This is a genomic window from Mesorhizobium sp. M0598, assembly GCF_040320865.1.
Classification (GTDB): Bacteria; Pseudomonadota; Alphaproteobacteria; order Rhizobiales; family Rhizobiaceae; genus Mesorhizobium.
The window spans coordinates 368,368-382,031 of the sequence record NZ_JAMYQL010000001.1 but is presented as its reverse complement, the minus strand read 5'-3'; the positions used below and the strand labels follow the sequence as shown (position 1 = coordinate 382,031).

The 13,664-nt window shown below is 62.7% G+C and carries 13 protein-coding genes and 1 pseudogene; 6 read left to right on the top strand and 8 right to left on the bottom strand.

The features are described from left to right. Positions 1 to 7 precede the first annotated feature (7 nt). Entirely contained in the window at positions 8 to 823 is an 816-nt protein-coding gene (locus NKI59_RS01875) for an endonuclease/exonuclease/phosphatase family protein (protein ID WP_502901015.1), read from the bottom strand. Between the two features lie 243 nt (positions 824 to 1,066). Between NKI59_RS01875 and NKI59_RS01870 the strand changes: the two genes are divergently transcribed. Beyond that, positions 1,067 to 1,969: an alpha/beta fold hydrolase gene (locus NKI59_RS01870; protein WP_352701966.1), complete on the top strand. Its 903-nt coding sequence runs from the start codon at positions 1,067 to 1,069 to the stop codon at positions 1,967 to 1,969. A gap of 63 nt (positions 1,970 to 2,032) precedes the next feature. Next, positions 2,033 to 2,443, top strand: a complete 411-nt coding sequence (locus NKI59_RS01865; RefSeq protein ID WP_352588800.1) for a DUF427 domain-containing protein — start codon at positions 2,033 to 2,035, stop codon at positions 2,441 to 2,443. Positions 2,444 to 2,475: 32 nt separating this feature from the next. Here NKI59_RS01865 and NKI59_RS01860 read toward each other — a convergent pair whose 3' ends face one another. The 4 genes from NKI59_RS01860 to ku all read right to left on the bottom strand — a co-directional run bounded on the left by NKI59_RS01860 (position 2,476) and on the right by ku (position 5,795). Next, complete coding sequence (locus NKI59_RS01860; RefSeq protein ID WP_352701964.1) at positions 2,476 to 2,892, bottom strand: HD domain-containing protein; 417 nt, start codon at positions 2,890 to 2,892, stop codon at positions 2,476 to 2,478. A gap of 128 nt (positions 2,893 to 3,020) precedes the next feature. After that, positions 3,021 to 3,392, bottom strand: a complete 372-nt coding sequence (locus tag NKI59_RS01855) for an avidin/streptavidin family protein (RefSeq protein ID WP_352701962.1) — start codon at positions 3,390 to 3,392, stop codon at positions 3,021 to 3,023. Between the two features lie 75 nt (positions 3,393 to 3,467). Then, positions 3,468 to 4,868: a PAS domain-containing HWE histidine kinase family protein gene (locus tag NKI59_RS01850; protein WP_352701960.1), complete on the bottom strand. Its 1,401-nt coding sequence runs from the start codon at positions 4,866 to 4,868 to the stop codon at positions 3,468 to 3,470. A gap of 93 nt (positions 4,869 to 4,961) precedes the next feature. Further along, positions 4,962 to 5,795 (bottom strand): non-homologous end joining protein Ku, encoded by an 834-nt coding sequence (gene ku / locus NKI59_RS01845; protein ID WP_352701958.1) that lies wholly within the window; start codon positions 5,793 to 5,795, stop codon positions 4,962 to 4,964. Positions 5,796 to 5,914: 119 nt separating this feature from the next. Between ku and NKI59_RS01840 the strand changes: the two genes are divergently transcribed. Further along, positions 5,915 to 6,379: an NUDIX hydrolase gene (locus tag NKI59_RS01840; RefSeq protein WP_352702268.1), complete on the top strand. Its 465-nt coding sequence runs from the start codon at positions 5,915 to 5,917 to the stop codon at positions 6,377 to 6,379. A 54-nt stretch (positions 6,380 to 6,433) separates the two neighbouring features. Here the strand turns inward: NKI59_RS01840 and NKI59_RS01835 are convergent, their stop codons facing one another. Next, the gene (locus tag NKI59_RS01835; RefSeq protein ID WP_352701956.1) at positions 6,434 to 7,036 is read right to left on the bottom strand and encodes an alpha-ketoglutarate-dependent dioxygenase AlkB; all 603 of its coding nucleotides are present in this window, start codon (positions 7,034 to 7,036) and stop codon (positions 6,434 to 6,436) included. 96 nt (positions 7,037 to 7,132) lie between these two features. On the opposite strand from NKI59_RS01835, the gene NKI59_RS01830 reads away from it, so the two are divergent. Further along, the gene (locus NKI59_RS01830; RefSeq protein ID WP_352684385.1) at positions 7,133 to 7,381 is read left to right on the top strand and encodes a KTSC domain-containing protein; all 249 of its coding nucleotides are present in this window, start codon (positions 7,133 to 7,135) and stop codon (positions 7,379 to 7,381) included. Between the two features lie 160 nt (positions 7,382 to 7,541). Then, positions 7,542 to 7,695 (top strand): annotated as a pseudogene (locus NKI59_RS01825) (histidine kinase); the annotation flags it as partial. 37 nt (positions 7,696 to 7,732) lie between these two features. On the opposite strand, the gene NKI59_RS01820 reads toward NKI59_RS01825, so the two are convergent. Together NKI59_RS01820 and NKI59_RS01815 are read right to left on the bottom strand one after the other, a co-directional pair. Then, positions 7,733 to 8,914, bottom strand: coding sequence for an acetate/propionate family kinase (locus NKI59_RS01820; RefSeq protein WP_352701952.1), 1,182 nt, complete (start codon positions 8,912 to 8,914; stop codon positions 7,733 to 7,735). Further along, entirely contained in the window at positions 8,914 to 11,325 is a 2,412-nt protein-coding gene (locus tag NKI59_RS01815) for a phosphoketolase family protein (RefSeq protein WP_352701950.1), read from the bottom strand. Before NKI59_RS01815 ends, NKI59_RS01820 begins: the two co-directional genes overlap by 1 nt. A gap of 302 nt (positions 11,326 to 11,627) precedes the next feature. Here NKI59_RS01815 and NKI59_RS01810 point away from each other — a divergent pair, with 302 nt between their 5' ends. Continuing rightward, positions 11,628 to 13,628 carry a protein-L-isoaspartate(D-aspartate) O-methyltransferase gene (locus tag NKI59_RS01810; protein ID WP_352701948.1) on the top strand — a complete coding sequence of 667 codons (2,001 nt, stop codon included), beginning with the start codon at positions 11,628 to 11,630 and terminating at the stop codon, positions 13,626 to 13,628. Positions 13,629 to 13,664: the final 36 nt, after the last annotated feature.

Below are 13,664 nucleotides of genomic sequence, written 5' to 3'. Positions count from 1 at the left end.
TTCAGGTTCATTCTGGTTGCAGTCGCGGCTGCCGTATCGCGTCCAGGTTCAGCCGGGCCTTGATCGGCAGATGATCGGAAGCCCGCTGCGCCAGCGGCGTCTTGTGCACCTCGATGCTGGAAATCAGGTGCGGCGGCCTGGCCAGGATGCGGTCGAGGGCAAACAGCGGAAAGCGCGACGGAAAGCTCGGCAGAACCGCATCGATCGGACCGAAATGCGGCAGCAGGGCCAGCAGCGAAGACCTGTTGCGGACGCGCCATTCGTTAAGGTCGCCAAGCAGGATTGTTGGCCGCAGAACCGGGTGCGTGGCTTCGACAAGTGCGTTGGCTTGCTGCGAGCGCGAGCGCCGCAGCAAGCCGAAATGCGCGGCTATGATCCTGAGCGAGACGCCCTTCAGCTCCAGGTCCGCGATCACCGCGCCGCGCGGCTCCAGGCCGGGCAGCCGGATCTGGTTCACGCTTTCGACCACGCCGCGGCGTGCCAGGATCAGGTTTCCATGCCAGCCATGGCTGCGGCGGTTTTCCGGGATGTGTGTGGGGACGAGATCGCTGTCGCGCTCGAGTGCTGCGAGATCCAGCAATCCCTGCCTGCTTCCGGTTCTTTCGTCCGCCTCCTGCAAAGCAATGATATCGGCGTCGATTTCCTTGACCACGGCTGCGACCCGCTCCGGATCGAACCTGCCGTCGGTGCCGACGCATTTATGCACATTGTAGGATGCGACCGTAGTGCATGAAATTTCATTGCCGGGTGCCGCAAACCGCGGCACTTCCCTTCGCAGCGCAGCGCCAAGCGACCTTGGGAGGGTAGGCGATCGATCCAGCATGTGGTCCATTTGCTGTTGAGTCGGCGAGTGGCGGCCATTGCGATTATGGCGCGTGCGGAGGTCTGAAACAACGACGACCTTGGAAAACCGTTCCCGTCGGTCTTCTTCCACCGCGAGCAGCGGTGAGGTTTCACTGGAAGTCTGCCTCTGTCATGGAACAATCGCAGCCGCGCGCGGTTCAGCAAACTTGCGCCGAAAACGATCTGACGCCATGCGGCGTGATCGAAACGGGATGGCCGGATCATGGAAACACCCGCCTTCTGCACCACGCCGTTGCTGCGCATCGCGTACATCGCCGGTGGCCCTGGAGCCGGCGCGCCCGTTCTGCTTCTCCACGGCTGGCCGGACGACGCAACCACCTTCACGCGCATTGCGCCTGTCCTGCATCGTGCCGGCTTCCGCACCTTTGCGCCGTGGCTGCGTGGGTTCGGCAAAACCACCTTCCTGTCGGACGAGACCATGCGATCCGGTGAAATTGCCGCCATGGCTCAGGACGTGATCGATTTCGCCGACGCATTTGGCCTCGGCCGTTTTGCGGTCGTCGGCCACGATTGGGGCGCTCGGATCGCTTACCTGCTCGCCTCGGTATTTCCCGAACGGATACGCTGCTGCTCGGCATTGTCGCTTGGCTGGCAGCCGGGCGAACTCGCAACGCCGCCGCTGGGCCAGGTCAGGGCATTCTGGTACCAATGGTTCATGGCAACGGATCGCGGCGCCGAGATCGTTCGCCAGCAAGGCAAGGCGTTCGCGCATTTTCAATGGGAAAGCTGGAGCCCGCCCGGCTGGTTCGAGGAAGAGCTTTTTGACAGCGTTTCCGCTTCCTTCGAAAATCCCGATTGGGCCGACGTGACGTTGCACTGCTACAGGGTTCGCTGGGGCGAAGCCGATCCCGATCCGCGCTACGCCGATCTTGCCCGGCGCCAGATTTCCGCCAAGTCCATTCCCGCGCCTACTCTGATAATCCACGGCGATGCCGACCGCGTTGTGCTGCCGCAATCGTCCGAAGGCAAGGAACGATACTTCACGGCCCATTACGAGCGCCAGCTTCTGGCTGGCATCGGCCACTTTCCGACGCGCGAAGCACCCGAGCGCGTTGCCGATCACCTTGCCGGGTTCCTCGACAGTTTCGGAAGAGGGGACGCGTAGAACTGGAACCCTGACCGGCGATAGTACGTTTCGGGAAGGCAGCGCAGTCAACGGAGAAGTCGAATGCAGCCCTTAGCCGCAAATTCCGCCCCCCGGCCAGGCCCGCTCAGGATTGTCCCGTTCGATGGAACCGTAACCGTCCGGTTCTCCGACGCCATTATTGCGTCGAGCGAGCGGGCAAAGCTGCTCTACGAAGACGGTCATGATCCTGTCTTCTACATACCCTTCGAGGACATCTATTTCGACCTTCTGGAGAAGACGAACACGACGAGCCACAGCCCGCTGAAGGGCACGGCAAGCTATTGGCGTGTTCATGCGGTCGGTTCGTCGGCAGAAGACTTCATGTGGGCCTACGAGACGCCCGACACCCCGGCATTGGCGATCGCCCGCCATGGTGCGTTCGATCCCGGCAGGGCGCGGATCGACGCCGATCCCGCGGAAGACAAGCGGCACACGCCGCACGTCACCGAGTAGACCCCACATCGGCGACAGCCGCCAGCTGTCCGTCAGCTCGCGAACTCTTCCCTGAGAATGCGCAGGCCGTCTTCGTATTTCGCTGTCGAGGCACCGATCTGCCGTGCCTGCCATAGATTGTCGGCGAGATCGGCGTGCTTGACCGGCAATGCCAGCGGGTTGGCCGCAGCCCTGCGAACGAACGCGGCATCGCCCTCGTTCGGCAGCCGCGTCATGGCGTCGACGGCCGATACGATGGACGGCCCGAACCCGGCCGCCTCAAGCCGGTCGCGGTTCCAGCCGTCGCCTTTTTCGACGACGTCGTGAAGATAGGCGATGGCTTTCTGGTCGAGCGTTTCGACGGCATCGACAACCCGACGGCAATGTTCGATATAGGGCCGCCCTGTCTTGTCAGACTGTCCGGCATGGGCCTGTTCGGCGATTTTCGCTGCGCGATAAAGCACGCTCATTGGGTCGACCCCGTAACGAACAGCGCATGTCCTGGCTAACGCGCCATCGTCAGTGCGAGTTCCGATGCACCGCGGGAACCCTGCTGCCTCACTTGCGAGCTGAATGCCGCGGCGGCGGGCCCGACACGTCAGGAGACGCGTTCAAAACTGTCGAGGCTGGTTCCAAAGGCGCGCCAGGCGGGCAGTTTCCTGGCTCGGGCCGGGGCACCTTCCTTTTCCGCCGACAAAGCGGCATCCGCAACGGTGTGCCACAGCATCTCCAACTTCCCATCCCTGAGAATGCCGGTATAGCTCACCGCTGCGGCTCCGACCCGCCCTTCGGCCGCGCAAGTGAAGCCGATGACGTCTCCACGGCAGGCTCCGAACAGCGGCACGGTCATGCCGAAGAAGGCGCTGTCCTCCAGCGCCGTCCTGAAGGTTCCGCTGATCCGTCCGCCCTCTTCGGTGGTCAGTTCGACGACCGACCCGTACTGATTCCGCCAGGTGCCCAGCCAACTCATCGCTGTTCCTCCTGATTGCTACCAAAGGGATTGCGTTGCCACACGGCCGCCAAGCCGCGGCCGGTGTAGCGGCCTTCAATCAGCCGCGATGCCAGCCATCGACATCTGAACGAAGCGCAGCGGCGCTTCCAGCGTCCAGCTGATGCCGTGCCTGGCGAATTCCAGGCGGCCGGTGCCGCTGAGCGCCTGCGGCGTGACGCGTTTGAGCACAACCGTTCCGAAACCGCGTCGCGTGTTTTCATCCACCAATGGTCCGTCCAGTTCCCGCCAGACAAAGCGGAAGCCGTCGCTGCCATCGGCGGCTGGGGTCACGGTCCATTCGACCTCGACCCGTCCGTCATGGTGCGACAGCGCTCCGTGCTTTACCGAATTGGTGGCCAGCTCGTGAAAGGCAATGCCGAGATATTGCACCGCGTTCGGCTGCAGCATGATCGTCGGCCCGCTCATCGACAGACGGGCCTGTGTCGCGAAGGCCTTGGTCTGTGCATGGATCAATTCGCCGATGGTCGCGCCACGCCATTCCGCATCGACCAGCAGGTCGTGCGATTCCGATAGCGCCATGATGCGTTCCCGGACCCGTGAAAGGAAGGCCTCTGGCGTACCCGCCAGCTTGCTGGTCTCGCGGATCATCGAGACGATCACCGAATACTGGTTTTTAACGCGATGGTTGACTTCGCGCATGAGTGTGCGGATGCGCCGTTCGCTTTCCTTGTGGGGGCTGATGTCGCGCGCGATCTTGGAGGCGCCGATGATACGCCCGATGCCGTCGCGTATCGGCGAGATGGTGAGCGAAACCGGAACCAAGGTGCCGTCCTTGCGCTGCCGGATAGTCTCGTATGAAGGAATCCGTTCGCCGGCGCGAATGCGGCTGATGATCATGGCTTCCTCATCCAGATGGTCGGGCGGGATGAGGATCGTCACCGGGCGCCCGATCGCCTCGGCGGGCGTATAGCCGAACAGGCGCTGTGCCGCGTCGTTCCAGCTGGTGATAATGCCGTTCAGGTCTTTGGACACGATGGCGTCCATCGAGGATTCGACGATGGCGGCGAGCCTTATGCCGGCGTCGTCGGCCAGCGTCTGCACGCGCAGGTCGAGCAGGGTGTTGATGGCGCCGACAACCTCGCCGGCTTCATTGCGAAGCAGGACCGGATGCGCACTGAACGGGATGAGTTGGCCGTCCGGCCGCTCGGCGATGGCTCGGCCCCCACGAACGTCCCGCTCCTCGAGCAAGGCAACGGCCATTGGACACTCGTCATGCGCCATCGGTCGCCCGTCGAGGTGGCGAAGCTTCCATGACCCGCACCAGCGATCCTGGCCGATAACCGGACGATATCCCCAGAGATCGGCAGCGGGTTCGTTGAAGAAGGTGATGTAGCCTTGTTTGTCGGTGGTGTAGACGGCCACAGGCAACGCCTGCATCAGATCGGCGGAGGAAACTTGCGGGATCCCGCCAGTCCTTAGTTCAACGACGTCCACCAGTCCCCCGCTCCGCTTGGCTTGCCGACGGATTGCTACGTCATCTAAATGCGCGCGAGCGTTTTCGGTTCCGTTCGATCCGCTTTCGGACATTCAGGCTGATTTGCGTTTCGGGGCCGTTCTCGGCTTTTTGCTGGGAGCCTTGCCGCCTTCCTGCGCCAGGCTTTTGCGCAGAACATCGGCGAGATTGATGACGTTCGTCTTGGGCTCAGGTTCCGGCTTGGGCGGTTTCTTGCCCTTGCGCTTGGCCTCGATCATTGCAACCAGCGCCTTTTCATAAGTATCGTCGAACTTCGACGGGTCGAATTTGGCCGGCTTCTTGTCGATCAGCAATTGCGCGATTTCCAGCATCTCGGGATCGACCTTGCGAGCCTTCAGCCCTTCGAACACCGCGTCCGCCGCGACCACTTCATTGTGGTTGCGTAATTCCGTCATTACCATGCCCTTGCCCAGCGGCTGGATCAGCACCTCTCGGCCTCGCTGGTAGAGCACGACGCAGGAACGGGCTGCTACCTTTTTCCTGGCCATGGCGTCCCGGATCACCGCGAAAGCCTCCGTGGAGGGCGCGTCGGCCGGAACGAGATAGTAGGGTTTTTCGAGGTAGCGTGCGTCGATTTCGGCGGCAGGCACGAACTCGCCGATTTCGAGCGTATGCTGCGATACCATCTTCAGTTTCTTGATTTCGTCCGGCTCTATATGGATGAACTCACCCTTTTCGACCTCATAGCCTTTTACCTGCTCGGCCGCCTCGACCGTGTCGCCGGTCTCCTCGTCTAGATAGGCGCTCTTGACCGGGAGACCGTCTTTGCGGTTCAGGATCCTGAAATGCACTTTCTCGGCCTCGCTGACGGCACCGATGATCTTGACGCCACAGGAAACCGATCCGACTTTCATAAAGCCCTTCCAGGCAGCTCGCGGCGTCGCCATGTCGATTACTCATTTGTCGAACGGACGGAACGGCTGCGCGCGGAAATCGTTCCGCCATGGCAGGCTGTTCCATATGCCGGCCCGGACGTTCGTTTCATTTTCGTCAGGGGAATAGCGGAATCGCCCAACGCAGCGCAGGATTGCTCATCTTTCGCCGAAGGGAAGGACATCTCCAGATCTTGCTGGTGCATCCGGGCGGACCATTCTGGGCGAAGAAGGACGACGGCGCATGGTCGATCCCGAAGGGCTTGGTCGACGAGAACGAGGACGAGCTGGCGGCAGCAAAACGCGAGGCCGAAGAGGAACTCGGTCTTGCCATCGACGGGGATTTCGAAAGCCTTGGCAGCTACAGGCAGCCGGGCGGCAAGCTCGTCATCGCATGGTGCGTCGAGGCGGATTTCGACAGCGACGCCATCAGCAGCAACACCTTCGTCATGGAATGGCCGCCAAGGTCCGGCTCGATGAAGGAATTTGCCGAAGTCGACAAAGCGGGCTGGTTCTGCCTGCCTGAAGCCAACCTCAAGATCCTGAAAGGCCAGCGCGCCATGCTGGCGGACTTTGCCGGCCGGCATGGCGACGGATGAATTTGTTTCAGCCCAGTTCTTAGGGCAGTGCTCGGGCTTCCTCACCGCTCTGCTTTAAGCGCGTTGCGGCCGCAGCGTGCGCAACGTGATCGAATAGCGGTGCTCCGCAACCGGCGGAATGCTGTGCTCCCATTCGTTGCGCGCAGCACCCGTCATCAGATAGGCCGATCTTGGCTCGACGGTGACCGTCTTGCGGTCCCATCGCGTGCCGCTTTTCCGCCGCAGGCGAAAGCTGCAGGCGGCCAGCAGGGAAACACCGGCGACGGCCTCGAAATGAGGCTTGTCGCGGTGCCAGCCGATACCGGCGCCCGACCGGTACTCGTTGATCAGCACCTGCACGAAGGTCTCGGCGGGCAGGCGGGCGAAGGCTGCAACCTTTTCCCTGAGCGGCAGCAGAAAGCCGGGTATCGGCGGTGCCTCGACGACTTCGCGCCGGTCGTAATCATAACGCAGCCCAAAACCGACCACCCGCCGGTTTGCCAGATGGCCGTGAAAGTCGAAGGCCTGAAAAGGCAGGCTTGCGAGCTGGCTCGCCAACGCTGCTTGTTCGTCCGGCGTGATCAGTTCGGGCCGGTAGCGGAATCCTTCCGGCAGGTCGTCGGCGGCGGCAAAGAGATCGCCCTGGCGGGCTGCAGCCGATGTCTTGGGCGATGGCATCAACCGTATTTGGTGAAGCCGGCCCGTAGCGGCAAGGCTGCTTCGGCAACAAGGAACCTCGCTCTCCGTGCAGGGTTATTCACATGACGATATGGAATGGAGCACTGCCGAGCATTGGACCTGTTGAGAATGCCTTCAACTGCGATCAGAAGCATCGATTACCAGCCGGCGACGAGGGTACTCTCCGTATGGTTCGTCCCGAGCGGAAACCGCTATGATTACGAGGACGTGCCGCCGCAGGTCCACGCCGCGTTCCGCAAATCCTCATCAAAAGGCCGGTTCTTCAACGAGCACATTCGCGACCGGTATAGATACCACCTGATCCAGCAGAGCCACTCCAGCTGAACTTTCAGACGCTTCTCATTCATCAACTCGGCTGTCCGCCAATCCTGGCCGCACGGCGCAATGAGCGGACTTCGCAGTTGGCGAGTGACCTGATATTGATCATCGTCCCACCCAAAACATCGAAAGCTTGGAATGTCCGCCGAAGCCGAAAAAACCGAGCGAAGGCGAGACCTGGCCGAAACCCGGCAAGCTCGGAGCACTGATCGCTCAATCGCTGACCGAAAATGCCAAAGCCCGGTTCGAGGTGGATTCTGCCCGGCAAAGGAACGCGGGTGACCATCGTGTTCAACAGATCGGCCGCCCTCGCGACGTAGCCGGTCGAGCAAGCGCCGCCATTCGAGGCCATCCGCCTCAGCCGGGCCCCTCCATCACCTTGCGCGTGTGGCGGGCGATGACCCCTTCTTCGTCGATCGCCACGATGCGGACTTCCACCTTGCTCTCCGCCTGGCTCATCAGCGCGGCATGAGAGCTGTTGGCGGCCTCGTCGATCGCCACGCCGAGCCAGCCAAGCCTGTCGCAAATCGCTTTGCGGGCCGGGGCAGAGTGCTCGCCGATGCCGGCGGTGAACACCAGGCATTCCAGCCCGCCCAGCGTGTTGGCGAGGGCGGCAACTTCCCTGGCAGCGCGGAAGGCGAAAAGCTCCACCGCTTCGCGAGCCCGGCGGTCGTCGCTGGCCTCCAGCGTGCGCATGTCGCCGGAAATGCCGGACACGCCGAGCAGCCCGGATTCCTCGTAGAGCATGTCTTGCAGCGCCTCTCCCGAAACGCCTCTTTCCAGCAGCAGGTACAAAAGCACGCCCGGATCGATGGCGCCGCAGCGTGTGCCCATGACCAGGCCGTCAAGCGCCGAAAAGCCCATCGTCGTATCGACGCTTCGCCCGTCGCGCATGGCGCACAGGCTCGCCCCGTTGCCGAGATGGGCGACGATGGTTCTTTTCGTCGCCAGATCGGGCGATATCTGCTTGAGCCGGCCGGCGACATATTCGTAGGAAAGCCCGTGAAAGCCGTAGCGGTGGATGCCGTCTGCCTCATAGCGGCGCGGCAGCGCAAAACGGCTGACCAGAGGCTCGATGGTCCGATGGAAGGCCGTGTCGAAACATCCGACCTGCGGCAGGTCGGGCCGCAGCGCGGCAAGCGCCCGGATTGGTGCGAGGCTGCGTGGCTGGTGCAATGGCGCAAGCGGGGTCAGCCTGTCGAGAGCCTCGATAACTGTCGGCGTCAGGCGGACAGGTTCGACGAACTCGCGTCCGCCATGGACGATGCGATGGCCGGCGGCGATCAATTTCCTTCCGCCAAGTTCGTTCTCGATCCATTGCAGCGTCTGGCCGATGCCCATGTCGCGTGATGCGTCTGCGGCAAGTGGCCGATCGCACTGCAGCTCCCCATCGGCGGCTTTTGCGGTCAGCCTTGGCGCATCGCCCAGATCCAGCGAACCGCGCGAGGCAAGATCCAGCTCAGCGGACACTCCAAGATCGTAAAGCCCGAACTTGATGCTCGACGAGCCGGCATTCAACGCAAGGATCGATCGTCGCATCAATCGCCGGCCCTCGTCGCGCCGTCCTGCGGCCAAGACCATTTCTGGATCTCGGGCATGTCCTCGCCATGTTCGCGGACATAGGCCGTGTGCTCAGCCAATTTCCCGTGCAACACCGCGGCAAGATCCTTCGCCCGCTCGGCCAGCCCCGGCACACGCGCGATCGCGGCGAGCGCCAGATGATAGCGGTCGAGCTGGTTGAGCACCACCATATCGAACGGCGTCGTCGTCGTGCCTTCCTCGCGAAAGCCGTGCACATGCATGTTGTCGTGGTTGGCGCGCCGGTAGGTCAGACGGTGAATGAGATAGGGATAGCCGTGATAGGCGAAGATTACCGGCTTGGCCTTGGTGAACAGCGCGTCGAATCTGTCGTCGGCAAAGCCATGCGGATGCTCGGAATTCGACTGCAAAATCATCAGGTCGACGACATTGACGACGCGGATATTCAGGTCCGGAATGCCCGAGCGCAGGATATCGGCTGCAGCCAGCGTCTCCAGCGTCGGCACGTCGCCGGCGCAGGCCAGGACCACATCCGGATCTTCGCCCTTGGCAACCGTCCCGGCCCATTCCCAGATGCCGGCGCCGGCCTTGCAGTGCGCTTCCGCGTCCTCGGCGGACAGCCATTGCGGCGCCGGCTGCTTGCCGGCGACGATGACGTTGATGCGGTTGTAGGTTTTCAGGCAATGGTCGGTGATCCACAGCAGCGTGTTGGCGTCGGGCGGGAAATAGAGCCTTACCGTGTCGGCTTTCTTGTTGGCGACGAAATCGGCAAAGCCCGGGTCCTGATGGCTGAAGCCGTTGTGATCCTGTCGCCAGACATGCGAGGTCAGCAGGTAGTTGAGCGAGGCGATCGGCTTGCGCCAGGCAAGTTCGCCGGAGGTCTTCAGCCATTTGGCGTGCTGGTTGACCATGGAATCGACGATGTGGACGAACGCCTCGTAGCACGAGAACAGGCCGTGGCGGCCGGTCAACAGATAGCCCTCCAGCCAGCCTTGGCAAAGGTGCTCGCTGAGCACTTCCATGACGCGGCCGTCGCGGGAAAGATGGACGTCGTAAGGCTCGATCCGCTCCATCCAGATCCGATCCGTGACCTCGAACACATCGTCGAGGCGGTTGGAGGACGTCTCGTCCGGCCCCATCAGTCGGAAATTCCTGGCATCGGCGTTCAAGCGGATCACATCGCGAAGATAGCTTCCGACGGTCCGCGTCGCCTCTCCGACAGCACCGCCCGGACGCTGTACGTCGAGCGCCAGGCCTTTCCAGTCGGGAAGCACCAGGTCTTGTTTCAGCAGGCCGCCATTGGCGTAGGGTATTGCGCCCATGCGTCTCGACCCTGTGGGCGCCAGCGCCGCGAGCTCCGGCAGGAGATGGCCGCCTTTATCGAACAGTTTTTCCGGCTCGTAACTGCGCATCCAGTCTTCCAGGATCTGGCGGTGCGCCGCATCGCCGCGTGCATTCGACACCGGCACTTGATGCGAACGCCAGAAATCCTCCACCTTCTTGCCGTCGACCTCTTTCGGCCCGGTCCAACCCTTTGGGCTGCGCAGCACGATCATCGGCCACATCGGCCGCTCTCCCTTCCAGCCCGCGGCTCGTGCGGGCTCCTGGATGGAGTGGATCCGGTCGAGCACGGTATCGAGCGTGCGGGCCATCTCGCGGTGCATCGTGGCAGGTTCATGACCTTCGACAAAGAAGGTCTCGTAGCCATAGCCGAGGAACAGGCTGCGCAACGCCTCGTCTTCCATGCGGCCGAGGATCGTCGGGTTGGCGATCTTGTAGCCGTTGAGATGCAGGATCGGCAGGACGGCACCGTCGGATGCCGGGTTCAGGAACTTGTTGGAATGCCAGGCCGCGGCGAGCGGGCCGGTCTCGGCTTCGCCGTCGCCGACGACGCAGGCAACCACAATGTTCGGATTGTCGAAGGCGGCGCCGAAGGCATGGACCAGCGCATAGCCGAGCTCTCCGCCTTCGTGGATCGAGCCGGGCGTCTCCGGAGCCGCGTGGCTCGGCACTCCGCCGGGAAACGAGAACTGCCGGAACAGCTTGCGCAGGCCGTCTTCGTCCCCGCCGACCTCGGGATAGATTTCGCTGTAGGTGCCCTCGAGCCAGGTGTTCGCGACCATTGCCGGGCCGCCGTGACCCGGCCCGCAGATGAACAGGACATCGAGACCACGTTCACGGATAATCCGGTTTAAATGCACATAGATGAAATTGAGGCCGGGCGTCGTGCCCCAATGGCCGAGCAGCCGTGGCTTGATGTGCTCGGGCCGCAAGGGCTCGCGCAAGAGCGGATTGTCGAGCAGGTAGATCTGGCCAACCGAGATGTAGTTCGCGGCGCGCCAGTAGCGGTCCATCAGATCGATCTGATCAAGGCCGGTCGTGTGCGCAGCGGTGCGGACCTCGTCGTTCATGGAAATGCCTCCGGAATACCCTCGTCCGTCGTTATCTGGAGTGGCGTCGCCTCGGAGAAAGGATTTGCCTCGAAATAAGTTTGGGCGGCGTGGCCAGCGCCCGCTTGCCGATCCTGCAACCCGCCTCGCCAGACAAAAGCGGGTCGGTCTTTTGGGGAACCTCGGGGCTTGCTAACGGTTAGGGAGATGCACCGCATTGCTTGAATCCAAAGGGACTGCCGAGGCCCTGAGATACGAGCCGGCCGAGGTGGCGTTGAGCAGCTTGGGCGATTGTAGCGGAGGCCCATAGGAGGAGCAAAAAGATGCTCGATCTCTCCCATGCCCGCAACCAAATGGTCGACATCCACTTGAGCCGCCGTGGCATTCGCGACCGCAATGTCCTTCAGGCGATGCGCGAGGTCCCGCGCGAGGCTTTCGTCGATCCTGGCTTTGAAGAATTCGCCTATGAGGACGGGCCGCTGCCGATCGCCGAAGGTCAGACGATATCGCAGCCCTACATCGTTGCGCTCATGATCGAAATGGCCGAGGTCGGAGCCGGCGACCACGTCCTCGAGGTTGGCACCGGCTCGGGCTATGCGGCTGCCGTGATGAGCCGGATCGTCGAACGCGTCTACACGATCGAGCGCCACGCCGCGTTGGCTGAAACGGCAAGGCAACGGTTCAAAAAGCTTGGCTACGACAATATCGAAGTCCGCACCGGCGACGGCACCAAAGGCTGGCCCGAGGCGGCACCCTTCGATTCGATCCTGGTTGCGGCCGCCGGACCCGGCGCACCGCTCGCTCTGCAAGAACAGCTCGACGTCGCCGGCCGGCTTGTCATCCCGGTCGGCGATGAATTCGACTCGCAGCGCCTGCTCAAGGTCACCCGTACCGGCGCCGCAACCTACACCGAGGAGGATTTCGGCGGCGTGCGGTTTGTTCCGCTGATCGGCGAGCAAGGCTGGGGCGAGCCAGGCAGCGACAGCCAAATAGCGGCCGATCTTCCGCACCGGCATCAGCGCAGAAGCAGCCTGCCGCAGATGATAGCGGCCGCCGCCGAACCGCTTCCGGATTTCGACGATCCGGCCTTCGGTGCGCTGTTCGACCGGTTTGCCGACCGCCGCGTCGTCTTGCTCGGCGAAGCCAGCCACGGCACATCTGAGTTCTATCGCGCGCGCGCGGCGATCACTCGCACGCTGATCGAGAAGCATGGCTTCACCATCGTCGCGGTCGAGGCCGACTGGCCCGATGCCGCGGCGATCGACCGCTACGTCCGCCATCGGCCGCCGCGGCCCGGCGCCGATCCGCCGTTCCAGCGCTTTCCCACCTGGATGTGGCGCAACACCGATGTCGCCGTGTTCGTCGACTGGATGCGACAGCATAATGAGCGGATCAGGCTATCCTCCCGGCGGGCCGGGTTCTATGGCCTCGACATCTACAATATGGGTGGATCGATAGCGGCGGTCCTGCAATATCTCGATCGGGTCGACCCACAGGCCGCAAGGATCGCGCGCGAACGCTATGGCTGCCTGACGCCGTGGCAGAACGACCCGGCCACCTATGGCCGTGTCGCACTCACCTCCGGTTACCAGAAATGCGAGAAGGCCGTGCTCGAGCAATGCCGGGAACTGCTTTCCAGAGAGCTCGACTACGCGCAGCAGGACGGCATCGATTTCCTCGACGCGAGCCAGAATGCCCGCCTGGTCGCCTCCGCCGAGCGTTATTACCGCACTATGTATTATGGCGGCGCGCAATCCTGGAACCTGCGCGACACCCATATGTTCGAAACGCTGGAGCACCTGCTGCAGGCCCGCGGCCCGAACGCCAAGGCGGTGGTGTGGGCACATAATTCCCATATCGGCGATGCCCGCTACACCGAGATGGGGATCGTCAGGGACGAACTGAACATCGGCCAGCTCTGCCGCCAGCGTTTTGGCGACGAGGTTGCCTTGATCGGGCTCAGTACGCATTCCGGGACGGTGGCCGCCGCCACCGACTGGGACGGCGACATGGAAGTGAAACCGGTTCGGCCTTCCCACAACGACAGCTATGAGCGGCTTTGCCACGACAGCGGCGTCTCGCCTTTCCTGCTCGATTTCGAGCGCGACGACACGCTGCGCGAACGGCTTCTGGAGCGCCGGCTGGAACGCTTTATCGGCGTCATCTACCGGCCCGAAACCGAGCTCCACAGCCATTATGCGGACGCCTCGCTCGCCCGCCAGTTCGATGCTTTCGTCTGGTTCGATGAAACCAGTGCCGTGACGCCGCTTGGGCCGGAACATGTTGGGACAGGCCTTCCCGAGACCTATCCTTTCGGGCTGTAGCGAATTTGGACCCTGGGAAAGCGGAAAATCAAAAGA